Origin of the sequence: Candidatus Nitrospira neomarina (genome assembly GCF_032051675.1) — a bacterium.
GTDB lineage: Bacteria > Nitrospirota > Nitrospiria > Nitrospirales > UBA8639 > Nitrospira_E > Nitrospira_E neomarina.
Genome location: NZ_CP116968.1, coordinates 2,550,106 through 2,575,329, shown reverse-complemented (window position 1 = coordinate 2,575,329; position 25,224 = coordinate 2,550,106). Strand labels below are relative to the sequence as shown.

General features: G+C 48.5%; 17 protein-coding genes and 1 pseudogene. 13 read left to right on the top strand and 5 right to left on the bottom strand.

Annotated elements, in window-relative coordinates:
- Positions 1-584: 584 nt before the first annotated feature.
- Complete coding sequence (locus PQG83_RS11080) at positions 585-2,846, top strand: FG-GAP-like repeat-containing protein (protein WP_312740884.1); 2,262 nt, start codon at positions 585-587, stop codon at positions 2,844-2,846.
- 170 nt (positions 2,847-3,016) lie between these two features.
- Here PQG83_RS11080 and PQG83_RS20990 read toward each other — a convergent pair.
- From PQG83_RS20990 to PQG83_RS11055, 5 genes and pseudogenes are all read right to left on the bottom strand, one after another.
- A pseudogene (locus PQG83_RS20990) lies at positions 3,017-3,247 on the bottom strand (integrase core domain-containing protein); the annotation flags it as partial.
- 230 nt (positions 3,248-3,477) lie between these two features.
- Positions 3,478-3,708, bottom strand: a complete 231-nt coding sequence (locus tag PQG83_RS11070; RefSeq protein ID WP_312740882.1) for a hypothetical protein — start codon at positions 3,706-3,708, stop codon at positions 3,478-3,480.
- A gap of 147 nt (positions 3,709-3,855) precedes the next feature.
- The gene (locus PQG83_RS11065; protein WP_312740880.1) at positions 3,856-4,101 is read right to left on the bottom strand and encodes a transposase; all 246 of its coding nucleotides are present in this window, start codon (positions 4,099-4,101) and stop codon (positions 3,856-3,858) included.
- 428 nt (positions 4,102-4,529) lie between these two features.
- Complete coding sequence (locus PQG83_RS11060; RefSeq protein WP_312740877.1) at positions 4,530-8,762, bottom strand: PKD domain-containing protein; 4,233 nt, start codon at positions 8,760-8,762, stop codon at positions 4,530-4,532.
- 70 nt (positions 8,763-8,832) lie between these two features.
- A complete protein-coding gene (locus tag PQG83_RS11055; RefSeq protein WP_312740874.1) occupies positions 8,833-9,720 on the bottom strand; it encodes a tetratricopeptide repeat protein in 888 nt (295 codons plus the stop codon).
- A gap of 1,525 nt (positions 9,721-11,245) precedes the next feature.
- Here PQG83_RS11055 and PQG83_RS11050 point away from each other — a divergent pair.
- The 12 genes from PQG83_RS11050 (at position 11,246) to PQG83_RS10995 (ending at position 25,037) form a co-directional block, all read left to right on the top strand.
- Positions 11,246-11,746 carry a transcription termination/antitermination NusG family protein gene (locus PQG83_RS11050; RefSeq protein WP_312740871.1) on the top strand — a complete coding sequence of 167 codons (501 nt, stop codon included), beginning with the start codon at positions 11,246-11,248 and terminating at the stop codon, positions 11,744-11,746.
- Positions 11,747-12,475: 729 nt separating this feature from the next.
- Entirely contained in the window at positions 12,476-13,156 is a 681-nt protein-coding gene (locus PQG83_RS11045; RefSeq protein ID WP_312740868.1) for an FAD-dependent oxidoreductase, read from the top strand.
- A 543-nt stretch (positions 13,157-13,699) separates the two neighbouring features.
- Complete coding sequence (gene rfbF / locus PQG83_RS11040; protein WP_312740865.1) at positions 13,700-14,473, top strand: glucose-1-phosphate cytidylyltransferase; 774 nt, start codon at positions 13,700-13,702, stop codon at positions 14,471-14,473.
- Positions 14,474-14,475: 2 nt separating this feature from the next.
- Positions 14,476-15,465 (top strand): GDP-mannose 4,6-dehydratase, encoded by a 990-nt coding sequence (locus tag PQG83_RS11035; protein ID WP_312740862.1) that lies wholly within the window; start codon positions 14,476-14,478, stop codon positions 15,463-15,465.
- A gap of 157 nt (positions 15,466-15,622) precedes the next feature.
- The gene (locus tag PQG83_RS11030) at positions 15,623-16,861 is read left to right on the top strand and encodes a methyltransferase domain-containing protein (RefSeq protein WP_312740859.1); all 1,239 of its coding nucleotides are present in this window, start codon (positions 15,623-15,625) and stop codon (positions 16,859-16,861) included.
- Positions 16,858-17,397, top strand: a complete 540-nt coding sequence (gene rfbC, locus PQG83_RS11025; protein ID WP_312740856.1) for a dTDP-4-dehydrorhamnose 3,5-epimerase — start codon at positions 16,858-16,860, stop codon at positions 17,395-17,397. Before PQG83_RS11030 ends, rfbC begins: the two co-directional genes overlap by 4 nt.
- 23 nt (positions 17,398-17,420) lie before the next feature.
- A complete protein-coding gene (locus PQG83_RS11020; RefSeq protein ID WP_312740853.1) occupies positions 17,421-18,719 on the top strand; it encodes a DUF4910 domain-containing protein in 1,299 nt (432 codons plus the stop codon).
- A 151-nt stretch (positions 18,720-18,870) separates the two neighbouring features.
- A complete protein-coding gene (locus tag PQG83_RS11015) occupies positions 18,871-19,863 on the top strand; it encodes an NAD-dependent epimerase/dehydratase family protein (RefSeq protein ID WP_312740850.1) in 993 nt (330 codons plus the stop codon).
- Positions 19,864-19,998: 135 nt separating this feature from the next.
- Complete coding sequence (locus tag PQG83_RS11010; protein WP_312740847.1) at positions 19,999-21,180, top strand: glycosyltransferase family protein; 1,182 nt, start codon at positions 19,999-20,001, stop codon at positions 21,178-21,180.
- A gap of 197 nt (positions 21,181-21,377) precedes the next feature.
- Entirely contained in the window at positions 21,378-22,097 is a 720-nt protein-coding gene (locus tag PQG83_RS11005; protein ID WP_312740844.1) for a class I SAM-dependent methyltransferase, read from the top strand.
- A gap of 154 nt (positions 22,098-22,251) precedes the next feature.
- Positions 22,252-23,235, top strand: a complete 984-nt coding sequence (locus PQG83_RS11000; RefSeq protein WP_312740841.1) for a glucosamine inositolphosphorylceramide transferase family protein — start codon at positions 22,252-22,254, stop codon at positions 23,233-23,235.
- A 680-nt stretch (positions 23,236-23,915) separates the two neighbouring features.
- On the top strand, positions 23,916-25,037 hold the full coding sequence (locus PQG83_RS10995; RefSeq protein ID WP_312740838.1) for an SGNH/GDSL hydrolase family protein: 1,122 nt from the start codon (positions 23,916-23,918) through the stop codon (positions 25,035-25,037).
- Positions 25,038-25,224: the final 187 nt, after the last annotated feature.

The window sequence follows — 25,224 nt, the reverse complement described above, 5'->3', positions numbered from 1 at the left end:
CTCACCTAAAAATCTGGGAAGCATGGCGGGAAATGAGGAAAGATTTAAACCTCTCTCGATATTGCCCTCCACTTTGTATGTTGACAGCTAATGAAAATTGAGAAGGTCCAGCAGATTTTACGTATAGTAAGAAAATCGAAGAGGTTTCGGGCCTTATATTTGTTGAACATTCTCTATGTGACATTGGCTTGGCACGGGGTTTGCTTTTTAAATTATAGCTGATAGTCTTATTGCGGTATTTTTAAAGCGAACTATCTGGGTATACGCATAGCTAAGCCTAAAAATTTAATTCATGGTAATTTACTTAAATATTTTCTTCATTCCCCATGTTTTTGATGCAAAATGAATGATCCGGTAATTTCAAAGGGATGAAAAACCCAATTTGATGGTCTGGAATAATCAGGTGCGAAAAAGCATATGGAATCAGTGCCCTGGATTCACTTCTCAATAATAACCAGGTTTGGTTGCCAGGAGATGTTGTCTACTTCAAAGGAGCCTCAATAAAATTAGAAAGGGTTCCCTTTCACTTTTTCTAGGTGATCCGAAGGGTGGCCTATTTCCCCCCACTTAGGGATTAAAAAATTATGAAGAAAATTGTTTTGGTAAGCCTGGGCTGTCTGCTGTCCGTGCTGGTGGCCTCTGTGGTGCCAGCCATTGCGGCCGTTGTGCGGCAACCTTACCTGCAGCTTGTCACCCCCACCTCCATTACGATTGTTTGGCGTACCGACCTGAATTCAGCGGACAATAGCCAGGTAAAATACGGCACGGTGTCCGGCTCCCTGACCCAAACGGCAACCGGCACGGCGGTCACCCGGGCCGGGCTCAACGTCAAGGATCACATTGTTACCATTACGGGCCTGGCGGCTGCCACGAAATATTTCTATAACGTCGGCACCGCGCCGAATGTCGTGCAGGCGGGTGGGACGACTAATCACTTTTTTGTCACGGCCCCCCCCATCGGGTCGGCTACACCTATTCGAGCATGGGTGCTGGGCGACTCCGGCGACGCCGGGGTCAATCAACGGAATGTGCGGGATGCGATGCTGACCGAAACTTCGGCGAACCCACCAGATATTATTCTTCACATGGGGGACATGGCGTATGAAAATGGCACCGACGCGGAATTTACCAGCAAGCATTTTGCGATCTATCAAGATATTCTCCGCCAGACGCCCCTTTGGCCGACGCTGGGCAATCATGAGGTTCCGAACAGCACGAGCTCCATGGGCATTGGCCCTTACTATGAGGCCCATGTCCTGCCGAGTAGTGGCCAAGCAGGAGGGGTAGCTTCCGGCACCGAGGCCTACTATGCCTTTGATTACGCCAATGTGCATTTTATTGTGCTGGATTCGATGGACAGTAGCCGGGCCCCGGGTTCGCCGATGGTGACCTGGTTACAAAATGATCTGGCTTCGACGGGGCAGGAGTGGGTGATCGCTTTCTGGCATCATCCGCCCTATTCGAAAGGCCACGATTCCGACAATGCGGCCGACTCCGGAGGACGGCTGGTCGACATGCGGGAGAAGATTCTCCCTATTCTAGAAGCTGGGGGCGTTGATTTGGTCTTTGCGGGACATTCCCATGCCTATGAGCGATCCTACCTCCTAGATGGCGCCTACGGCTATGGCACAGCTCCTAATTTTGCCACCCCATCATTCAATACGCTGCAAGCCGATGGCCATATTCTTGATGCCGGAAATGGGAATCCCTCTGGCACGGGAGCATATCAAAAAAGTGCCGGCGGTGTTTCGCACGATGGGACAGTCTATGTCGTGGCAGGCCACGGAGGCCATGATCTTGATTCGACCCATCCCGTACATCCCGTCATGGCGGTGTTGGACGTAGCCTATGGATCGGTACTCTTAGACATTACGGGCAGCAGTCTCACATTTCGAAATTTGCGGGAAGGGGGCGACATTACCGACACCGTGAGTATCGTCAAAAATTCTAGTGGTACCATTGCCACGCATGATTTTAATATTGACGGCAAATCGGATCTTGTTTGGCGGAATACCAGTACCGGGGCCTCGGCCGTGTGGCTCATGAATGGTGTTAATATTGCCAACACCGGGTTTCCAGGCGGGGCGTCTTTATCCTGGAAAATCGCCGGAAAGGGCGATCTTAATGGCGACGGGAAGTCAGACCTCGTCTGGCGAAATACCAATAGTGGCGCCGTGTCGGTGTGGTTCATGAACGGGACAACCATCACGTCGACGGGTTTCCCACCCGGGGCGCCTTTAGCGTGGCAGATCGCGGGCGTGGGGGATCTCAATGGCGATGGGAAGGCAGACCTCGTCTGGCGAAATACGAGCAGTGGTGCCGTGGCGGTGTGGATCATGAACGGGACAACCATCCTATCGACTGGCTTTCCAGGCACTGTTCCCTTGGATTGGGTGATTAAGGAGGTAGGCGATCTCAATGGCGATGGGAAGGCAGACCTTGTTTGGCGTAAAAACAGCACAGGGGCCGTGGCAGTGTGGTTGATGAATGGAGCCGCTATTACGTCAACCGGTTTCCCATCCGGTGGATCCTTAGCCTGGCAGATTGTGGGCTTGGGAGATGTAAATGGGAATGGCACGGATGACATTGTTTGGCGTCATGCGAGTTCAGGCGCGGTGGCGGTGTGGTTCATGAATGGGGCGACTATCACATCGACCGGCTTTCCAGGTAGTGTCTCGTTAAATTGGGTGATTCGGCAAGTTGGTGATTTCAATGGCGATGGGAAGGCAGACCTCGTCTGGCATAATACTGGTAGTGGCACAGTAGCGGTATGGTTAATGAATGGGGCGACGATAACCTCAACCGGCTATCCCGCGACGACCTCCCTAGATTGGCAAATTCAATAGGCAGAGGTAACAGGGATACATCTCCACGGTGAGCTGCCCTTGTTTTTTTGCCACTTGGTTATGTTAGGTTTTCCGAGTGATCATGTTTGGTTTTCGGCTTTTGCTTTTGTAGGATGATATCCTTTCGACCTCTGAGTCGGGTCGGCCCGTGATCGTGGCTTGATGACCCACTATGTGCATTGATTATTCCACCGCGGTCCCTGAGTACCTCCTGAACCGGCTCGTGGACTCACCGTTCCCCAATAGAGGGTAGCTGGCGTCTGATAGCCCAGCGTGCTGTGAGGCCGCTGCTGATTATACAAGCGGCGCCAATCTTCGATCACGACCCGCGCCTCTGCGAGGGAATCAAACACTTCTGCATCTAAACATTCTCGCCGAAACGTCCCATTCAACCTTTCATTGCTGCCATTCTGTCAGGGCTTGCCCGGGGTAATGCGACTGGGGATCATCCCCGATCCTCAAAAAATGTGAGCAACGGCTGAGCCCGGAGTTCAGGCCCATCTCACTCCGGACAAAAAGTGGTTGCCCGTAGAGGCTCACCAGCCGTTTCAAGACGGCCAGCACCATTGATGTGAGAAGGACCCTTCCACCTCAATGGCTAAACAGAAGCACGTGGCTTCATCCTTCACCGTCAAACAGCGGAAGGCCTCCCCCGCCGTCGTGGCACATGTACGGAATCCCAACTCCATACCGCATTCTTCTGTGTGGCGGTGGGCTGGAGGGTGGCCCCCGTGACCACTTTCTTCCGAGACTTCCGACGGGGCGCCTGTAACCGACATTGGAGGAAGCCTCCGGCCAGCCGATAGCCCCACTGGAGGATAGCGGTGCGCCACTCCCTGGAGCGCTTGCGCCAAGCGCGCATACCATCGGGGCCCCTTGGCCTCATATCTCATTCCCGAACAAGGCGTCGTCCACAGCCACGCTGCCCGCCGTTGACTCACCCCACGCGACCCGCGCCGCTTGACGCCGTGCCCGTGGGGTTACCACTTCTTTGCCTGCAGTTCCTTTATCACTTCACTTCCAAGTCTCGTTCGGCTAAGTCTTTCTTGGCCCGGCATTTTCTTGCCGAAGGTGCCGGAGTTCCCGCACTTCTGCCTCCTCCTTCTGCCTCCTCCTTCTGACCAAATTGGCGTTTCCAGCCATAAATAGATTGTTCCGAAGCACCATGTTGCCGAGCTGCCGCATCAATCGTCTTCGCTTCCGCATCACGCAAAATCCGGAAAATCTGTTCTTCGGTGAACCGCTTCTTCTTCATGTCGGGCCTCCTCGGGTTGAGGAAAACCTAACATATCAAGTGGTCCAAAATTCGGGGAGCACACCGCCGGACGCCCCAGCACGAGAAAGTTCCCGCCATTATTCAAGTTGTCTGAACAACTCCCGATGTTTTCAGAGAGGATCCTATACAATCGTCATGTTTGCTTTAACCGGTTAATTGTTGATGGCTGCATCTGAGTTGTTACCCGCCGCGGACAAATAAACTACTAAACAAGATAAGGACCTCTTAAAACTCCTCGTTATCAAATGGTTAATGCTTGGTTTCTCCATTGGACGGGGTGTCTGTCGTCCAAGAGATATGCATATGCTGTCACCTGAAGGGTTGAGCGAGTTTTTCAACCACCTCTAATGCACCAGATGACGGCCCCATTCCTAGGTATATTGTTGGGGTCCTTGGGATAAGTCAGTTTATGGGGTTGGGCTCTGGGGTTGGACGATAACCGAATACATGCTGCCGCTTCCACCGCTGGCATTGCCCCCGAGGGTAATAGTCCCGGCCGGGAAGGACCGTGCAAAGAGGCGAAGAGTGGTATCCGAGGTCACCAGATTTGTACCGGTATCCGTAAAGGTGCTCAACCACGACGGCTTAGGGGTGAGCCGCACGTCATGGGCGACTGACACGGAGACGGGTTGATTGACGGTAAAGCTGAGAAAAGTCGCAGTGGTAGCCGATTTATCATTATTAGCGGTTCGGATGTACGTGGCACCCTGTACGCTGGCAGGGACCGTGGTAAAGGTATAGCCGCGGTCAATATAGACGGTGCTCCCAGCTTGAAGGCCGGAAGCGGGCACAACATATGATTGCCCGCTGGCCACGGACAGGTTCGAAATGGTTAAGCCGGAGGGTGGCGGTGTGTCGGACACCGTCACTTGAACAGTCGCGGGGGTGGGGTCGGCCAATCCCAGGCCATCCGTCACCGTATAGGTCACCGTAAACACCCCGGCGGTTGTAAAGGTTATGGCGCCGGGGTCTTCTACCGTGCGATCAGCAATCCCGGAGCCGGCTCCAAAGGTCCACCGATGAGTAAGGGGTAGGTTCGGTTCAGGATCAGTGCCCGTGCCAGTAAAGGTGACGGTCTGGCCCACCTGGATGGTCTGCGCCCCAGTTGGGGTGTTGATGACCCCATTCGGGGCTTGGTTAACCGGTCCTCCTCCCCCCTGTGGTTGGACGATAACCGAATACATGCTGCCGCTCCCACCACTGGCATTGCCCCCGAGGGTAATAGTCCCGGCCGGGAATGACCGTGCAAAGAGGCGAAGAGTGGTATCCGAGGTCACCAGATTTATACCGGTATCTGTAAAGGTGCTCAACCACGACGGCTTAGGGGTGAGCCGCACGTCATGGGCGACTGATACGGAGACGGGTTGATTGACCGTAAAGCTGAGAAAAGTCGCAGTAGTAGCCGTTTTATCATTATTAGCGGTTCGGATGTACGTGGCACCCTGTACGCTGGCAGGGACCGTGGTAAAGGTATAGCCGCGGTCAATATAGACGGTGCTCCCAGCTTGAAGGCCGGAAGCGGGCACAACATATGATTGCCCGCTGGCCACGGACAGGTTCGAAATGGTTAAGCCGGAGGGTGGCGGTGTGTCGGACACCGTCACTTGAACAGTCGCGGGGGTGGGGTCGGCCAATCCCAGGCCATCCGTCACCGTATAGGTCACCGTAAACACCCCGGCGGTTGTAAAGGTTATGGCGCCGGGGTCTTCTACCGTGCGATCAGCAATCCCGGAGCCGGCTCCAAAGGTCCACCGATGAGTAAGGGGTAGGTTCGGTTCAGGATCAGTGCCCGTGCCAGTAAAGGTGACGGTCTGGCCCACCTGGATGGTCTGCGCCCCAGTTGGGGTGTTGATGACCCCATTCGGGGCTTGGTTGACCGGCCCTCCTCCGTCGCCGGACTCCATCAGCCGGATTGCACTGCCATACTTACCCGTGTATTGGCTGGCGACGTTTCCGTCGAAGCTAATGGTTAGCACGACTTTCCCATCGCTGCCTGGTGCAATATTGCTAAATCGCGCGACGTACCCCTTGTCATTGTCGGCCGGTAGACGAGTCGAGGTATCTGACGGCCCGGAGAAGATCACCCCGCCGACCTCACTGGGATTATCGCTGGCGACCGAACTAGTATTGGTAAACGCGTCCTGACCGGATAGAGTCACGAGTGAGGCCCGATCCCAACCATAAGAATCTCGATGAGCAAAGAAGGACAAATCGTAGGTCTTACTCGGATTGAGCCCATTAAAGGCCAACAGGAGCGAGTTGGCGACTTGATCGACGTAGGAGATAACGCCAAGAGTACTGACTTTTCCATTAAATATGGTGAAGGCGTCTCCCTCGGTAGGGTTTGCACCCTGAGTGGCTTGGCCACTTCCGATAAATTCGCCGCCCGTCACAGTCAGGGTCACACCGGTATTGAGGCCGGTGGTGAAATCTTTAAGTATGCCGCTGCTGGGTAAGCCTGAGTTTCCGACGGGAGAGGTGAACTTTGTGATATTCGTTTCGAGCTGTCCGGTGCCCCAGGCGAGGTCATTATAGGCGGTAAAACCTGTTCCTTGTGTCTGGACTGTTACTTGAACAGTCGCGGGGGTGGGATCGGCCAATCCCAGGCCATCCGTCACCGTATAGGTCACCGTAAACACCCCGGCGGTTGTAAAGGTTATGGCGCCGGGGTCTTCTACCGTGCGATCAGCAATCCCGGAGCCGGCTCCAAAGGTCCACCGATGAGTAAGGGGTAGGTTCGGTTCAGGATCAGTGCCCGTGCCAGTAAAGGTGACGGTCTGGCCCACCTGGATGGTCTGCGCCCCAGTTGGGGTGTTGATGACCCCATTCGGGGCTTGGTTAACCGGTCCTCCTCCCCCCTGTGGTTGGACGATAACCGAATACATGCTGCCGCTCCCACCACTGGCATTGCCCCCGAGGGTAATAGTCCCGGCCGGGAATGACCGTGCAAAGAGGCGAAGAGTGGTATCCGAGGTCACCAGATTTATACCGGTATCTGTAAAGGTGCTCAACCACGACGGCTTAGGGGTGAGCCGCACGTCATGGGCGACTGATACGGAGACGGGTTGATTGACCGTAAAGCTGAGAAAAGTCGCAGTAGTAGCCGTTTTATCATTATTAGCGGTTCGGATGTACGTGGCACCCTGTACGCTGGCAGGGACCGTGGTAAAGGTATAGCCGCGGTCAATATAGACGGTGCTCCCAGCTTGAAGGCCGGAAGCGGGCACAACATATGATTGCCCGCTGGCCACGGTCAGGTTCGAAATGGTTAAAGGGGAGGGTGGCGGCTGATTTTTCTGAATAGCCACGGTGTCGGTGATGGCACCTCCTGCCCGTAAATTCCGAAACGTGAGGCTGCTGCCCGTAATGTCCAAGAGCACCGACCCATAGGCCAGGTCAACCACTGTCATGACCGGATGGGATCCAGTATTGGTTTCAATGCTTTTACCCCCATGCCCTGCGACCACATAGACCGTTCCCTCGTGTGAAACACCCCCGGCACTTTTTTGATACGCTCCCGTGCCAGAGGGATTCCCATTTCCCGCATCAAGAATATGGCCATCGGCTTGCAGCGTATTGAATGATGGGGTGGCAAAGTTAGGAGCTGTGCCATAGCCGTAGGCCCCATCCAGGAGGTAGGATCGCTCATAAGCATGGGAGTGTCCCGCAAGGACCAAATCAACGCCCCCGGCTTCTAGAATGGGGAGAATCTTCTCCCGCATGTCGACCAGCCGTCCCCCGGAGTCGGCAGCATTGTCGGAGTCGTGGCCTTTCGAATAGGGCGGATGATGCCAGAAAGCGATCACCCACTCCTGCCCGGTCGAAGCCAGATCATTTTGTAACCAGGTCACCATCGGTGAACCCGGCGCCCGGCTACTGTCCATCGAATCCAGCACAATAAAATGCACATTGGCGTAATCAAAGGCATAGTAGGCCTCAGTGCCGGAAGCTACCCCTCCTGCTTGGCCGCTGGTCGGCAGGACATGGGCTTCGTAGTAAGGGCCAATGCCCAGGGAAGTTGTGACCGACAGAGCCTCGTGGTTGCCCAGCGTCGGCCAGAGGGGCGTCTGGCGGAGAATATCTTGATAGATCGCAAAATGTTTGCTGGTGAATTCCGCGTCGGTGCCGCTTTCATACGCGATGTCTCCCATGTGCAGGATAAGGTTGGGAGTAGGGGGATTCAATGTGGTTTCGGTCAGCATCGCATCCCGCACATTTCGTTGGTTGACACTGGCATTGCCGGAGTCGCCCAGCACCCATGCTCGAAAAGGTGTAGCCGACCCGACGGGGGGCGCCGTGAGAAAAAAGTGATTGGTCGTGCCACCCCCTTGTATCCCGTCGGTCGCGGTGCCGACGTTATAGAAATATTTCGTGGCAGCCGTCAGGCCTGTAATGGTAACAATGTGATCCTTGACGTTGAGCCCGGTCCGGGTGACCGCCGTACCGGTTGCCGTTTGGGTCAGGGAGCCGGACGCCGTGCCGTATTTTACCTGGCTATTGTCCGCTGAATTCAGGTCGGTACGCCAGATAATCGTAATGGAGGTGGGGGTGACAAGCTGCAGGTAAGGTTGCCGCACAACAGCTGCGGCGGCTGGCACCACAGTGGCCACCAGCACAAATAGCGCACAGCTTAGTGACACTATAAACCATTTTGATTTTTTTAAGTATTCCAAGTGCTTGATTTTCGGTGTGGGGGCTATTGGCGAGTAGCTATCGGCTCTCTAATGTTTTTAAAAGTTCATTGGCCTCGTCAAAATGCGGAGTCTTTTGAATAGCCACACGGAGGTCATTTTTCGCCTCTTCAATTCGACCCATAGCTTGATAAACTTGAGCGCGGGCAAGTAATTGCATGGCTGTCTGGCGTTTTCCCAGTACCCGATTGGCTTCAGCTAATGCCTGTTCATTGGCGAGTTTGGCCTCGTCTGGTCGACCCATATGATCTAGGATTTCTGCCCGTTTGAGGTGCCAGGATGTTTTTACTGAGGAGCCAGCTATCTCTTCGTCTACCAAGGCTAGCGCTTCACTGTATTGTTTTTGAATCATCCGGACACGAATGAGGCCTTTCTTTAATAAGATGGCATCTCCCAGTTTGGCAATGCCATCCTGATATCCTGCCGCCGCATCCTCAAGCTTTCCCAAAGATTCCTGGAGCTCCCCCCGAACAAGGTATAGCTCAATTGTAGGTTGCAACTGAATGGCTGAGGTAAAGTCAATAATGGCCAGTTCAGTTTGACCGTTTCGTGCATGAATGCTCGCGCGTTCGGCCAGGGCAAAGACTCGTTTCGGGTCTGACTCTTCCTGGAGAAAATAATCTAAGGCGCTTTCGGCTTCCCTGTCACGGCCCAAGGCAGAAAGAGTCAGCGCGCGTTGTAAGACAACAGTGCGGTTCTCGCGGTTCAGCAGCCAGGCCCGTTCTAAATCAAGCAAGGATTCGACGTATTTCCCATTGGACCGATAGACTTGGCCACGACGAACCAGCAGATCTACACTATTTGGATCCTTGATCAATTTCTCAGTGATTTCTTGAATCTCCGGCTCAAGCCCTGAATGGGCGGTGGCCAGCTTGATGAAACCGAAACAACCAATGGCCAGTGCCATGCAGGTCATTCCCACAAGGAAAAATCTGTGTGGAGATCTGATTGTCTGGCCTATCTTTCCAGCAAGGGATTTGAAACGTTTCGGTCCTTTATTGGTAACTGGGTTCATCTTGTTCATCTGTGGACCTCCTACTAAGTGGATCGCTCCATCTTGTGCTTCTTCAGAGTTGGAGCCGTTTGGTAATTCGGTAGGGTCGGCGATTAACTTTACATGGATTTGATGAGTCTCTCTCCAAGAATGATAACCTCTTGAACTAAGGCAATCATCTTGTTGTGATTAGCTTATTATAAATTGTAAAGGAATCCAAGCTTAGGAAGTAATACTTTTCTGAAATAAGTAATTCATGCGCAATGCCTCTTTTGCCCTATTTGGTCAGCATCTGTTTGGAAGGAATGGTGGATTAACCGTTCCACTTTTCTTTGTAGTTAGGCCATTGGCCAAAGCAGTTGTTGGTATCCGGAGGAGAAGTCCTGGCTAAATCGCCACTTTATATCTACTTGTAGGGCAATTGGTGTGGGCTGAAACCTATATACCCATCTCAGAGTCATTGAGTCCGTGACCCAGGAATAAGCCATATTTATGGTCGAGCCCACCAGGGGAGGGTTTCTGATTCCGGTTTGAATTTTGATGCTGAAGGCCATTTTCTTGGCTGTCTATTTCCACAACTGTTCCGAGTTTGTCAATAATTGATTCGTGAAACCAAAATCTACGAATTGTGATTAACAAATCATGGTCCTGACAAACAGATATTATGGGGAGGCTCGAAGGATCCTCGGTTACCTTTGGTTCTCGTTGTGTTACACCTCAATGGTCAATGACGGCAAGGAGGTCCCTCTGATTTCTTAACACAATAACAACCTCCACCGACCATGTTCCCTATCTATTGTGTATTAATACCAAGAGCAGAAATGTAAAGTGCTATCCCTTTCATATTCAATCCTGCAGGGCGAGTCAGCCACCTGGCACTGCACAAATGCCAGGTAGAAAGGATGGCCGGCGGCACTCCTTCCCCCTGGCATATCGTTATGTGTGTTAGAAGATTCAGTTCCGCGTTCAAAGGCAAGCATTAGTACATCTTTTTGTCCGCTCCAAACCATTAGTCTGACGTGGGGATTGCTGAGAGCTGCTGGTAGCCGACTGATTGCCGGAAAATCCGGAAAGGAAAACCACAAGGAAAGCCCACATGTTTTATTCATCGTTTCTACTGGACAAATATCGGTATGATTTTGCCACAGGTCAAAATCCGCAGTCCTGTCCCTCGGGGACATACTGACGGGCTGCAGAAATTGGAGGTCTCCCGTTCTCCGATTATGCATGCCTCAACCAGCGAAAAACCGAAACAATTCAGATGTCTGGGCGATTGTAATTGTAAAAAAAATACTGCCAATGGAGTCCAAGGACTTATGATGGATGACAAATACATTCCATGCTGTTTTATTGTCTGTCAAAGAAAAAATGGTTTTTGGGTAAGACGTTGAGTTAGTTGAATTTTCTGATATGATCTGATGGAAGGAACAAAGATAAAATGTCTGACTCGCAGTGGTACCTCGTTCATAGTAAAGCCCGTCAGGAAGATGTCGCGGAGTTCAATCTACGATTGTTGGGGATTGAAACCTTTTGTCCGCGTTTACGGGAATTGAAATACACTCGGAATAAGGCTCAGGGTGAGGGAGAAGTATTATTCCCAGGGTATTTCTTTGTAAGAGTTAATATGAAGACCGGATACCGGAAAGTGACTTATGCTCACGGGGTTCTGAGGGTGGTCAAGTTTGGGATGGGCCCCGCAGTCGTGGAAGAAGAAATCATTGACTCAATTAGGAAGAGAGTTCACAATAGATCTGTTCTCCCACCCCCTTCAGCTTCCTTGGAACCTGGACAAATAGTTCGTATTCATAAAGAGCCTTTTCATGGCTTTGAGGCAATTTTTGAGCAAGAACTGAATGGGACGGAACGAGTCGCCCTTCTTATGAAAACCGTGACATTTCAAGTTCGTATGGTTCTTGATCGCGATTGTGTGGTGTTGTAATGAGAATTGCATTGGCTAATTTGGCCATTACGAGAAAAAAATTGTTTAAAATAAGACCAATCAACAAATCTAGCCAATAGGTTCCTCCAAAAACAAAATTATACTCCTCGATTTGTCCTTAATTTTTGCTTCAGGGTTGAAAACGCGTACAAATAAATTACGCTAAGTAGCTGCAAGGCTATTTAAAAACTTTAAAGAACAAACACCTATTTCAGGGCATAGATCATTAGGATTAATAAAATAAATTGAATGAGAAACGCTTGTAGCGTGTTTTCTAATATATTCCCATTTGTTCTCATTGCGGTCTGAATAGTTTCGGAATTTTTGGGAGCGGGGAAATTTGACGATAAGCCGATTAACTCAGTTAGCTGGGGATGGCGGCAGCTTGTCTATTTTTGGAACTGGCCTTGAATTTTCATACCCCCATGACAAAAAGTGAAGTCGTCTTATTTTACTTTTAAATTTGATGAAAATTGCCATAATTTAGAATTGCATTCCGGGTATTCGGACATTTTTTAGGAGAACTGAAAATGCCAAGCAGGAATTTAGAAAAATTGAAATGGATGGTTTGACGAAAATGCGATTAACCTTTTCTTTTTATCCCCTGAAGAAGATTAAGGATGACTTATTTTTTAATTCATTCCCCCTATGATGGCCTCGGCCCAAGTTGTCCAGATATTATTCTTCCCCTGATTGATTATTATTTCAAATGGTTAAAACGTCATAGGCATGCTTCATTGGGTCAATTTTGTCAGAGTTTTAGGGCTAAATAACTTTTCTCGAATTTGCTGTAGGGAAAAAATGGCAATCTCAGACTTTCTGGTCATTGGCGGCGGAATCATTGCCATTAATATAGCCCGACAACTGAAACGGCAGTTTTCCGATGCGACCGTGACTGTTATTGAAAAGGAAAATCACTGTGGCGCTCAGGCCAGCGGTCGGAATAGCGGGGTGTTGCATGCTGGGTTTTATTATTCGCCTGAAAGTCTGACGGGCAAATTTACACGTCTTGGAAATAAACGGCTAATGGAATATTGTGAATCAAAGCAGATGCCGATGAATAAGTGTGGAAAGCTCGTTCTTACCAAAGATTGTAAAGAACACACAGCTCTTGACGAGCTTCTCAGGCGTGGAAAAGTAAACGACATTAATTTACAAGCCATTACCGAGGAGGAAGCCAAAGCTATTGAGCCTCGCGTGAAAACCTGTCAGCAAGCCCTGTTCTCTCCAACAACATCAACAAACAATTATCCAGTCCAAGATTTGCGGAATCCGTTCCTCGAAGTCCAATCACTGGCACCTTGGAGTGAAAAGCTAAAATCGGACGAACGACCGTTTCAGCTTTTTGGCGGGAATCATGTCCCCGATTTGAGAACTTTAGTTTTCAAGAGTGTATCGATCTCACATTAAGGCAAACGCATCTTATTGAACTCCTAATTTTGACTTTAAAAACCGGCTTTTCAAGAGTTGAGAAAATACTCCCGCAGCCATCTGGTCACCTTGGGTTCTGCTTTGCCCAATGGAGTGCAGGCAGGGTAGGACCTCCTGGGGAAGACCAGTATAAGAGCACAATTGGCTAATATGAAGGAGAAGAACCTTTAAATGGATTTTGTCCTTGAAGAAGATAACAAATCCATGCATTTTTTAAATGCGGTCTCTCCTGGATTTACATGCTCTATTCCTTTTTCAAAATATGTCTGTGAGAGGGTTCAGGTGTCTAAGAAAACCGCCTGAGGGCAAGTATGGTTGATGCAGGAAACTCATGCCGAAGTGCATGGGAGTGTGTTGAAATTTGCTTGATTGCCTCATGTTCGATGGCAGCGAATGATTGAGGTCGGGATATACGGAATGCGGGGCTTCTGAGTTCTTTTGTTGTCCGTTTTTTAAGCACTTATGAGTTGTCCTAAGCTTGGGTCGTATTATTGACGAGAAAAAAAGAAAAGGGACAAAATTATGAAAGCTATTATTTTAGCAGGTGGATTCGGGACTCGATTTTCTGAGGAGACAGCCTTAAAACCAAAACCCATGATAGAGATTGGAGGGAAACCGATTCTTTGGCATATCATGAAAGTATATGCGGCGTATAATGTCACCGAGTTCATCGTGGCTTTAGGGTACAAGGCTGAGGTTATTAAGGAATACTTTCTAAACTTTTATGCTATCAATAATGATCTTACGATTGATTTAGCGAATGGAAAAACCACGATACATGACGGCAAACAGCCAAACTGGAAAATTCATCTTGTTGATACTGGAATGCAGACGCAAACTGGTGGAAGGCTCAAACGTCTTAAAAAGTGGTTAGGTGATGATGAAACTTTTTTGTTTACGTATGGTGACGGCGTGGCGGACCTTGATATTGAATCGGTCATTAAGTTTCATCATTCACATGGGAAACTGGCAACCGTAACCACTGTACGTTCACCTGCCCGGTTTGGACGAATCGGGTATGAAGGAGATAGGATCTGTAACTTTCATGAAAAACCTGAATCAGGAGAAGGATGGATAAATGGTGGATTTTTTGTGTTAAATGGTAAGGCCATTGATTACATCCGTGATGATGAAACATCCTGGGAGAAAGAGCCGTTGGAAGGTCTGACTAAAGATGGACAAATGATGGGATATCGGCATTTTGGCTTTTGGTCCTGCATGGATACCTTGAAAGAGAAAAATTATTTGGATGAATTGTGGAATTCTGGACAAGCCCCCTGGAAGGTGTGGGAATGAGCATGATGTGGAGTGAAAGTCGGGTTTTAGTGACTGGCGCAACGGGCATTGTCGGTTCCTGGCTGGTGAAAAGCCTGCTTGAAAAAGGCGCGTTTGTGGCCACCCTCGTAAGAGATTGGAATCCTCAGAGCGAGCTCATACGGAGTGGCGATGTTCAAAGAACAACGGTGGTTTCAGGGGAATTGGAAAATTATCAGGCTCTGGAGCGTGCCATCAGCGAGAATGATATCGATACGGTGTTTCATCTGGCCGCCCAGCCGTTGGTGGGGATTGCTCTGCGAAGCCCACTGCCCACGTTCGAGGCGAATATTCGTGGCTCATATCATGTATTGGAAGCGTGTCGGATTCATAAAAACCTGGTCAAGCGAATTGTCGTGGCCAGCAGTGATAAAGCCTATGGTGATGTTGAGGTCTTACCTTATACGGAAGATATGCCGCCGTTGGGACGGTTTCCCTATGATGTGAGTAAAAGTTGTACCGACTTGCTTGCGCGCTCGTATAGCCAGACCTATGATTTGCCTGTCACGATTGCAAGATGTGGCAACATTTATGGAGGAGGCGATCTGAATTGGAGTCGCATTGTGCCTGGCACGATTCGAAGCTTCTTGAAACAGGAAAGCCCCATCATTCGAAGCGATGGAAAATTTACACGGGATTACATCTTCGTCCTGGATGTCGTGCAAGCCTATATGCTTCTGGCCTTACATGCCCAGGAGGAGGGGGTTCGTGGTGAGGCGTTTAATTTTAGCGGAGAACAACCGTGGACGGTTTTGGATGTTGTGAGCGAAATTCAGAACCTGATGGAGTGCCATCAGTTAGCCCCGATCGTGATGAATCAGGCCAATGCCGAGATCCGGGATCAATATCTCGACTCCAGCAAAGCCAAGCGAATCCTCAATTGGGCTCCCTTGTATAATTTGGGAAAAGGGCTGGCTGAGACGATTGCATGGTATAAAGAATTTCTCGAGCAAAAAAGTACGACGAAGTATTAAAGAAAAAAGGCCGTTACATTGGGCCCTGTTAAAAATCTCCCTCCACGAATACGTGAATGGTAGTTCATTGAAATGATTTGTTTCTGGCGTGGATTGCCGCCGACCGAACAATTCCCGGTTTCCAGAGTGGAGGCGGTCAACTCATGAGGGGAAAACTATGAAAAATTCTCAGTCTTGTCGGTTTTGCGGTATGGTACTAGAGCACACGTTTCTTGATCTCGGGACTTCCCCTTTTTCAAATTCCTATGTGAAAAACGAATCCTTGGGGGAGATGGAGCCGTTTTTCCCATTGTATGCCTTTGTCTGTAGCCGGTGTCTTCTGGTGCAGTTAAAAGACTGTTCAAGCCCTGAGCGAATCTTTAGCGATTATGCCTATTTTTCTTCCTATTCTGATCTGTGGCTTCAACACGCGTGCGCGTATACAGACATGATTCAGGAGCGGATAAAATTGGATGAACGCAGTCTTGTGGTTGAAGTTGCCAGTAATGACGGGTATTTACTTCAATATTTCGTTGAAAAGGGCATCCCCGTTTTGGGAATCGAACCGGCGGAAAATGTGGCCAAAGTGGCTACGGAAAAAGGGATTTCGACACGGGTTTCATTTTTTGGGGAACGTTTAGCTCAATTGTTGGTTGAGGAAGGGAAACAGGCAGATTTATTGATTGGCAATAACGTCTTAGCTCATGTCCCGGACTTGAATGATTTTGTGTGTGGGCTTCAAACGCTGCTCAAACCTCAGGGTGTCATCACCATGGAATTTCCCCATGTGATGCGCCTCATGGAGGACAATCAATTTGACACGATTTACCACGAACATTTCTCGTATTTTTCTTTTGGCACCGTAGAACAGGTATTCAGGAAGCACGGCTTAATTCTTTTCGATGTCGAAGAAATTCCCACGCATGGCGGGTCTCTTCGAATTTATGCTCGCCATGAAGCCGACCACTCAAAGCCGGTGGAGTCCAGAGTTGCGGCCTTACAGGATCGGGAGAAAAAGGCAGGCTTACAAACCTTAGATCATTATCTTTCTTTTTCCGAAAAAGTTCATCATACCAAGAGGCAACTTCTTTCCTTCTTGATTGAGGCGAAGGAAAAGGGGAAGACCATCGTAGGGTATGGTGCTCCCGCCAAAGGGAATACCCTCTTAAATTATTGTGGAATTCGTACGGATTTCATTGATTACACGGTTGATCGTAGCCCCCACAAGCAAGGGCTTTATCTGCCCGGAACGCATATTCCAATCTATGCCCCCGATGCGATTAGGGAAACCAAGCCTGATTACGTGTTGATCCTGCCCTGGAATTTGAAGGATGAAATAATGCAGCAAATGGCGTGTATCCGCGAATGGGGCGGGGCATTCGTGGTGCCGATTCCGGAGGTCAGGGTGTATCCATGATTTTCACCGAATCAACAATCAAGGGAGCCTTCCTCATTGATCCGGAGCGGATTGAAGACAGTCGCGGGTTCTTTGCCCGAACGATGTGTCAACGAGAGTTTGAGGCGCATGGACTCACATTCAAACAGGTGCAATGCAACCTTTCTTTTAATAAAAAGAAAGGGATCCTCAGGGGGATGCACTATCAATGTGCGCCGTTTGAAGAAGCCAAGCTCGTCTGGTGCATTAAGGGCGCAATCTACGATGTGTTGATCGATTTGCGGCCTTTATCTCAAACGTATACTCAGCATGCCGCGGTCATTCTCACTGCGGAAAACCGGCGGATGCATTATATCCCGGAAGGATGTGCCCATGGATTTCAGACTCTAGAAGATAATACGGAGATTTTTTACCAGATCTCCGCGTTCTACGATCCTCAATGTGCCAGAGGGGTGCGGTGGGATGATCCTGCGTTTGGGATTCAATGGCCGGCCGATGAGCGGCTCATATCTGATCGCGACCTGGCTTACCCAGATTTTATCGAACCCCAACATTGAACACGATAAGGCTGCATGGTCATATGATTGATGAAATTTCAAAGCAAGTCGGACATGAGATGTATCAGTTTCTTGCTGAACTATATCCCCTCTGTCGGAGTATTACAGGTCAGGGCGTTCGGGAGACGCTAAAAGGAATTGCCCGCCATATCCCTGTGAAGATGCATGAGATTCCAAGCGGAACCGAGGTGTTTGATTGGACAGTGCCACAGGAGTGGAATATTCAGGATGCGTATATAAAAAATAAAAAGGGAGAACGGATTGTCGATTTTACGCAATCGAACCTGCATGTTGTTAGTTATAGTCAGCCCATTCACACCACGATGACGCTGGAAGAATTAAAACCCCATCTGTATTCATTGCCCGAACATCCTGATTGGATTCCCTACCGAACCTCTTACTATAAGGAAAGCTGGGGATTCTGTCTGACCCATCGGCAACTGATGGCGTTGAAAGAGGAGGAATATGAGGTATGTATCCATTCGACCTTAGAATCCGGGCATTTAACCTATGGGGAATACGTCATAAAAGGGGAAACTGAAGAAGAGATCTTGATCTCCTGTCATACCTGCCATCCATCCTTGTGCAATGACAACCTGTCCGGAATTGCCGTTACTACATTTCTGGCCAAGACGTTGAGCGGGCGATCCTTGCGATATTCTTACCGCTTTCTCTTTATTCCAGGGACGATCGGGTCCATTGCCTGGCTGGCGTTGCATGAAAACCAAGTGTCCACCATCACCAATGGCATGGTGGTGACCGGGGTGGGAGATCCCGGAGCGTTAACGTATAAAAAGAGCCGGCAAGGCAAGGCCGGGATCGATCGGGCCTTCATACATATACTGAAAACCTCGGGCTTGGAGCATGCCATCATCGATTTCTTCCCCTATGGGTATGATGAAAGGCAATATTGTTCCCCTGGTTTTAATTTGCCCGTGGGCTGTTTCATGAGGACACCTCACGGCGAATATCCCGAATATCATACGTCAGGCGACAATTTAACGTTTGTCCAGCCTCAGCCGTTGGAAGAGTCCTTGATTTGTTGTGTAAAGGCGGTCAATCTTTTGGAAAGGAACACAACATTTCTCAGTCAAAATCCCAAGTGCGAACCTCGTTTGGGAAAACGGGGCCTTTACCGTGCCATTGGTGGTGAATCGGAAGGCGCCAAAAGGGAGATGGCGATGTTGTGGGTGTTGAATTTTTCGGATGGAACGCATTCGCTCTTAGACATAGCCGAACGATCTGGATTAGAGTTTGAGGTTATTGACAAAGCTGCTGAATCGTTGGAAGAGCACGGACTCCTAAAGAAAGTCTCATTGTGACACGTTCAATGAATTTTCAGCGGACATCAAGGAGGGTCGAGGGCAGTGGAGAGAAAGAACGACTTGTGCGATGGTTCAAAAGAGAAATACTTCGGCAGGATACCTCGATCACGCAAAGAATGGCCTAGTCCATGTGGTCGGGTGATGAGCGATGACCTCTCCTAATCAAAACCCCCTGGTGGAAACGATCACTTCATGGAAACCTTGCACCGTTATGGTCACCGGTGCCAGCGGCTTTTTGGGATCGCATTTGTGCCGTCATCTAGGCATGCGGGGTGGGGAGGTACATGCGATATCTCGATCTCAACGGGACCGTCAGAAAAGTGGACCCATCTGGTGGCAATCGAACTTGGAGGATGTAGGAGCAGTTCGCAGGTTGTTCGACTCCGTAAAACCCGACATCATTTTTCATTTGTCCGGATTAGTCTCAGGAATTCAGAACAAAGAACTTGTTTTGCCGGCTTTCCACAGCCTGCTGACCAGCACGGTGAATCTCTTAACTGTTGCGGCGGAAGTGGGGTGTCAACGCATTGTGCTGGCCGGATCCCTCAATGAACCACCGGATGATGGAGAGAGTATCCCCAGTTCACCCTATGCGGCTGCCAAGTGGGCGAGTAGCGGGTATGGGCGTATGTTTCATGCGCTCTATGGTACCCCCGTGGTCATTGTCAGGACCTTTATGACATATGGACCAGGACAAGAAACGCGAAAGCTAATTCCCACAGTCGCACTTTCTCTATTGAAAGGAGAATCGCCTAAACTTTCGAGTGGGCAGTGGATGGCTGATTGGATTTATGTCGATGACGTTATTGAGGGGTTTCTTGCTGCTGCTCAAGTGCCACGAATTGAAGGGACCACGGTGGATTTGGGATCGGGGACATTGGTGAGTGTTCGTGAATTGGTTGAACGGCTGGTGGAGATAGTGGGGAAGGGGACTCAACCTCTATTCGGTGTCCTACCTGATCGGGTATTGGAGCCAGCGCGAACGGCCGACGTTGCGAGGACATTTAAAAGGCTCGACTGGAGACCGAAAGTCTCACTTGAAAATGGATTGCAGCAAACGGTGGAATGGTATAAAGCTCAGCTTTCTGCCTACAAAGATTCTCAACTCCCAGGGCATTCGAATGAAAGAGTGTTTCCATGATGTTGGTGTTGGGGGGCAGGTTTGCAGGTTCTCAATCAAATTATCTCTGACAGAGGTTTTTGTCCTCTGTCAAAAAAGCTTCCAAACTCCAATGAAAAGAATGTGCTATTACTCATGAGGATTGTTCGTAGGTTTGTGAAAAAAGTACTCCAACTGACCCATGGCGCACTCGGGAACCTTCTTAAGGAAATCAATTCCCCCTCAAATAAAAAAGTGATATCCCTTAATCCTGATGGCCCACCTCGAGGTCATGTGCTTCTCTCCTATAGAATCGAACTTTTCTCAATCAAGCCGGGACAACCAATCCCTTATTATCACTATAACCGTCAATTGTCCGTTGTGATGGCAAGAACATTTGTTGATCTTGGTTTTGCTGTTGATGTGATTAGTAATGAGAATAGGAGTTTTCTTCCTAAAAAGAAATACGATTTTTTTATCGATACCCGGATGAATTTTGAAAGGATCGCGAATGGACTGAATAAGGATTGCGTAAAAATATTGCATGCGACCACTGCTCATCCCTACTTTAATAATTATGCCGAATCCAAACGCTTATTGGCGCTGCAAGAGCGAAGGCATGTGACCTTGCGTTCGCGAAGATTCATGAACCAGAAGTATGCCATGGCGGTAACGTATGCTGATTGTGTGGTCGTTCACTGTGAATTTGGTGTCAAAAACTTTAAGTATGCCAATAAGCCTATGTATCTGGTTCCAAATGCAGTTCCCTACAACTATACCTGGAGAGATTCAAAGGATTTTGAAGCCTGTCGATTTCGATTTTTGTGGTTGGGGAGTGAGGGAATGGTGCACAAAGGTCTTGATTTGGTTTTAGAGGCATTCGCAGGGATGCCAGAATATCATTTGACGGTTTGCGGTCCGGTCGCGAGAGAAAAGGATTTTGAGCAGGAATATTTTCAGGAGTTGTATCATACTCCCAATATTCATACTCATGGATGGATTGACGTTGAAAGCGCCGAGTTTAGGGATCTGACCAATCGCTGCCTCGGATTGGTCTATCCATCATGCTCTGAAACGAATGCCGGTTCGGTGTTGACATCCTTGCATGCTGGACTTATCCCAATCATAAGCTGTGAATCCGGTGTGGATGTGGGTAAGGACGAGGGTGTGGTCCTTGATGATTGTTCCATCGAGTCAATTCGGGAGGCGGTTCGTCAAACTTCGTCTCGTTCAACTCAGGAACTCAGGTGTATGTCCAGGAAGTCATGGGAGTTTGCCCAAGAAAATCATACAATAAAAAATTTTGAGAAAAAATATCGAAACGTGATCGAAACATTGGTTAGTGAATATAAAAAATAATAATCAGTATTTGATTGTGGTTGACAATTGGTTTAAACACGAAATAGCCAATTATCACCAGACCGTCTCTAGAAGAGAAAAGGATTTTCACGATATTGGAAATGGAATCAAAATTAAAACGATTGATTAAATCAATTCCAGGTGCCCGTTCTGCCTACAAATTGATATTGGAAATTTACAAGGAAGTGCCTTCACGTATGAAATCCACGGAGGCCATATTCACTGAAATTTATAAGGAAAATTATTGGAGGGGGAAAAGTAGCGTTTCCGGGCAAGGCTCAGATCTTGAGCAAACACAGACGATTGTGAAAGAACTGCCAATTCTCCTGAACGATTTAAAAATTTCCACAATGCTGGATATACCCTGTGGTGATTTTTTCTGGATGAAAATGGTGGATTTGCAGGGTGTGCATTATACAGGAGCAGATATAGTTGAAGAATTAGTTGAGCGTAATCGACAATTATATCAGACGGATAATATCGTTTTCACCAAGCTCAATCTCCTGCGAAGTGACTTGCCCAAAGTTGACCTTATTTTTTGTCGTGATTGTTTAGGGCATTTTTCCTTTTCGAACATTTTCATGGCGTTGAAGAACATGAGTCGGAGTGAATCATCCTATTTGCTCACAACCACATTTCCTGAGCGAAACGCAAACTGGGACATAGCAACTGGGCAATGGAGGCCCCTGAATCTTGAAGCGGGTCCTTTCCATTTTCCTCCCCCCCAATTCCTTCTTGTGGAACATTGCACTCAAAAGACCAAGAAGGGGGAGTACAAAGACAAATCATTGGGGCTCTGGAAAATTAGTGATGTGGAAAAGATTTTAAAAAAAGGACCACCTTTCCCCTCATTTTTGAAAGAGAAGAGAGAGTACAAAGATTTCCTCGCGACGGTTGTGTGCAGTGTTGGGATTTAACTGTGAGGTGGATGAAGGGCGAAAAATTTTATGCTCCCATACCCAGACTGGAAAGTGTGTGTGATGCCCTTCTACGAACATGCCTCGGTGGAAGGATATGGCATTAATGAGGAAATTTAGACTGTCTCCAGTTGTATTTGCTGGGATAATCATCATGAGCCTGGTAATAGGGGCATTGATCTGGAGGGTTAGTTCTCCATATCTGGGTGCGGTCCGTGGCTTTTTAAGTCCACAGATGGAGAATGCTGGTTCCGGGCCCTGGTCCATTGGCATCTACACGGGTGTATCCCCATTTGAATTGCATGATCCGGAAGACATCTCGAATCCCGTTCTTACGGCAGAGGATGTGACGGATGTCGATGCCAAATTTGTTGCCGATCCCTTTATGACCATCAAAGATGGTCGTTTTTATCTGTTTTTTGAAGTGTTGAATCGTGCCAATAAACAGGGAGACATTGGATATGCCGAAAGCGAGAATGGGAAAGAATGGAAATACAAAAACATTCTCATCAATGAACCCTTCCATTTATCCTATCCCTATGTGTTTGAATGGGACAACAATGATTACTTGATACTGGAGAGCCACGAGGATCTCTCGATCAGGCTGTACCGGGCCACGTCATTTCCTGCGGAATGGCAATTTGTGAAAAGTATCTTCAATGGGGAGCATTATGTGGATCCCTCAATTTTTCGATATGAGAATGTCTGGTGGTTGTTTTATACCAATCCACTAAATGATGCCTTAAACCTCTATTATGCTGATGAGTTGATGGGGGAATGGATGCCTCATCCGATGAATCCGATCATAAAATTAAATAAGCATATCGCCAGGCCGGGCGGAAGGGTTCTCGTTCATGAGGGTCGAATTTACCGGTTCACCCAAGATACTGAGCCACGTTACGGCATTCAGGTGTTCGCCTTTGAAATAGAAGAATTATCGAAAACCGCCTATAAAGAGAAAATCGTTTCAGAAAAACCTGTCGTCACGATGTCAGGAGAAGGATGGAATGCGTATGGCATGCACCATGTCGATCCGCATTTCATGAATGGGCAATGGATGGCAGCGGTTGATGGAAGATGTGGGCCCAGTTCAATACCGTGTAAGACCTATTCCGAAGGAAAGAAGCGGGTTCAATAACCGGCTGATCGGTAGATCCGGTCAAAAAATTCCGTATAAAATGCCCTGATTGTTTTGGAATTTGGCTAATCCATTCTCAACCTTTTATCCCATACCATTCTTCAATGACCGCAGGAATGCGCGATATTGGCGGATCGGTTGTTGAACGGGCCCAGTCAGCTGTCCCTCATTGTTCGGAGCTCAGAAGGATGGGGGGTTCCACATTAAAGTGTGAAAGTATGCCGGAACCCCCTAGGTAAGGATGTATGCGGAATGGCAGTGAGACGGGCGTGGCGATAGAAGGGGAATCCGAAAAGCCTAAGGCTGGGAGCATTTCGGGACGATATATAAACAAATAGTCTGAAAACGCTGCTGTTGAGATTGAGAAATATTATCCCTCCAGCCCTCCATAGTTTCAGCCAGAGGGTTTTATCCTTGGGTGAGGTATTCGTAACTTCTCATATGATCTGAGGAAGGGTTCATTCGATGGATGGTTTTGCCTAGCGTTGACTGAAGGTATTTCCCTACGAATCTGCTATAGATGGTTCCCTGCTCATCGTTTTCACCATCTTATTAATAGGAATGCCGGCAAAATCTCTACATTAACCAATACCAAGCGAGATAAAGAAAGAATGAGTTTGCCTTCACCCCCTTGGTTGAGCAGCTAGACCTCTTGTCCAAGATATCAGTTAAATTCGAGCGTGAAAATATTGAAGAACTGGATTAAAATTCTCCTCATTAATATTGGCGTGGTGATCCTAATTTTTGTCCTCGCCGAAATCGGGTTAAGGACATATTCTACCGTCAAATCTTGCCTGACGGGGCAATGTGATGGACAATTATTCACCAGGTTCAATTTATTCCATGAAAATAGATTGCTTGGTCTTACCACCCACGATCCCGTCCTTGGGTATAAGCCCAATCCGGATTTTAGTGGAATCATTCATCATCCACCGTATTGGGATAACGTCCATGTCTCTATTGACCGTCACGGTTTCCGTCGTAATGTCGATGACAGCAATGTGAATGTTCCCGGTCATTCCGGAAAAAAAGTGTTAACCGTGGGCGATAGTTTCACCTTTGGGGATCAGGTGCATAACTCTCAAACGTGGCCGGCTTGTTTTGCAAACAAAACAGGCCATGAGGTTTGGAATGGCGGAGTGGGTGGCTATGGAGCTGCCCAAGCCCTCTTGAGGGCGGAACAGGCCATTGCCAATCATGGACCTTTCGACACCCTTATCTGGTCGATTACGGTTGGATCAGATTTTAATCGCGTTCGATTAAAGGTCCGGTCGAATTTTTCTAAACCGTATATTGCCACGGTGGATGGAAAACCGATGATAGTGCCGCCTGGGAGATTTGATCCTTCCCCGGATTTCTTATGGTTTCTTGGATATTCGGTGATCCTGCAAAGGCATTTGTTGCCAATTCTTCAGGAAAGAGGGAATTTTGAATACGACGGGAGATATGAAATTCCAGGGGAGAATGCTGCAGAAATCGAGGAGATCATGGATTTTTCCTTTCAACGATTTGCTAATCTAACCGGGACTAAGGCAAAGGTGGTCTTACTACAGTATGGTCCGGGGATCCTTCTGGAGGAAGGCTTTGAAAGAAGGGATCATGAACGAAGCCTTATTAGAAAATATGCAGAAAAATATGCTATTGAAATTATTGATTCATTCGATCAGGTGTATGTTCCTGAAAAGAAGGAAAAACTCTGGTTTGGATATCAGCTCTATAGTCATCATACCCCTTATGGAAATAAGGTGGTTTGTGATGTGGTGTTTCATTGGCACGAAAAGAACAGGTCCGATGAGTTGTAGCTATTACACTGCTCCAGATTATGGTATTCAGATTATGTCTAGGATAGCTTGGACCATTGAAAGGCAGCATCCCAAGCAAAATCTGTTCATTTCCAAGAGGCAAATGGTAACAGCGAAACGTTTTGACCGCCAATGGTTAGAGCTCCGTCGAGGTATATCCTAAAATCAACGAATAGTAGCCGTTCCC

What these genes read in the sequence shown, in the direction of transcription:
- PQG83_RS11080 (WP_312740884.1), top strand. Translation starts at nt 585, where the DNA reads ATGAAGAAAATTGTTTTGGTAAGCCTGGGCTGTCTGCTGTCCGTGCTG.
- PQG83_RS11070 (WP_312740882.1), bottom strand. Translation starts at nt 3,708, where the DNA reads ATGCGCGCTTGGCGCAAGCGCTCCAGGGAGTGGCGCACCGCTATCCTC.
- PQG83_RS11065 (WP_312740880.1), bottom strand. Translation starts at nt 4,101, where the DNA reads ATGAAGAAGAAGCGGTTCACCGAAGAACAGATTTTCCGGATTTTGCGT.
- PQG83_RS11055 (WP_312740874.1), bottom strand. Translation starts at nt 9,720, where the DNA reads ATGGCACTGGCCATTGGTTGTTTCGGTTTCATCAAGCTGGCCACCGCC.
- PQG83_RS11050 (WP_312740871.1), top strand. Translation starts at nt 11,246, where the DNA reads ATGTCTGACTCGCAGTGGTACCTCGTTCATAGTAAAGCCCGTCAGGAA.
- PQG83_RS11045 (WP_312740868.1), top strand. Translation starts at nt 12,476, where the DNA reads ATGCTTCATTGGGTCAATTTTGTCAGAGTTTTAGGGCTAAATAACTTT.
- rfbF (WP_312740865.1), top strand. Translation starts at nt 13,700, where the DNA reads ATGAAAGCTATTATTTTAGCAGGTGGATTCGGGACTCGATTTTCTGAG.
- PQG83_RS11035 (WP_312740862.1), top strand. Translation starts at nt 14,476, where the DNA reads ATGATGTGGAGTGAAAGTCGGGTTTTAGTGACTGGCGCAACGGGCATT.
- PQG83_RS11030 (WP_312740859.1), top strand. Translation starts at nt 15,623, where the DNA reads ATGAAAAATTCTCAGTCTTGTCGGTTTTGCGGTATGGTACTAGAGCAC.
- rfbC (WP_312740856.1), top strand. Translation starts at nt 16,858, where the DNA reads ATGATTTTCACCGAATCAACAATCAAGGGAGCCTTCCTCATTGATCCG.
- PQG83_RS11020 (WP_312740853.1), top strand. Translation starts at nt 17,421, where the DNA reads ATGATTGATGAAATTTCAAAGCAAGTCGGACATGAGATGTATCAGTTT.
- PQG83_RS11015 (WP_312740850.1), top strand. Translation starts at nt 18,871, where the DNA reads ATGACCTCTCCTAATCAAAACCCCCTGGTGGAAACGATCACTTCATGG.
- PQG83_RS11005 (WP_312740844.1), top strand. Translation starts at nt 21,378, where the DNA reads ATGAAATCCACGGAGGCCATATTCACTGAAATTTATAAGGAAAATTAT.
- PQG83_RS11000 (WP_312740841.1), top strand. Translation starts at nt 22,252, where the DNA reads ATGAGCCTGGTAATAGGGGCATTGATCTGGAGGGTTAGTTCTCCATAT.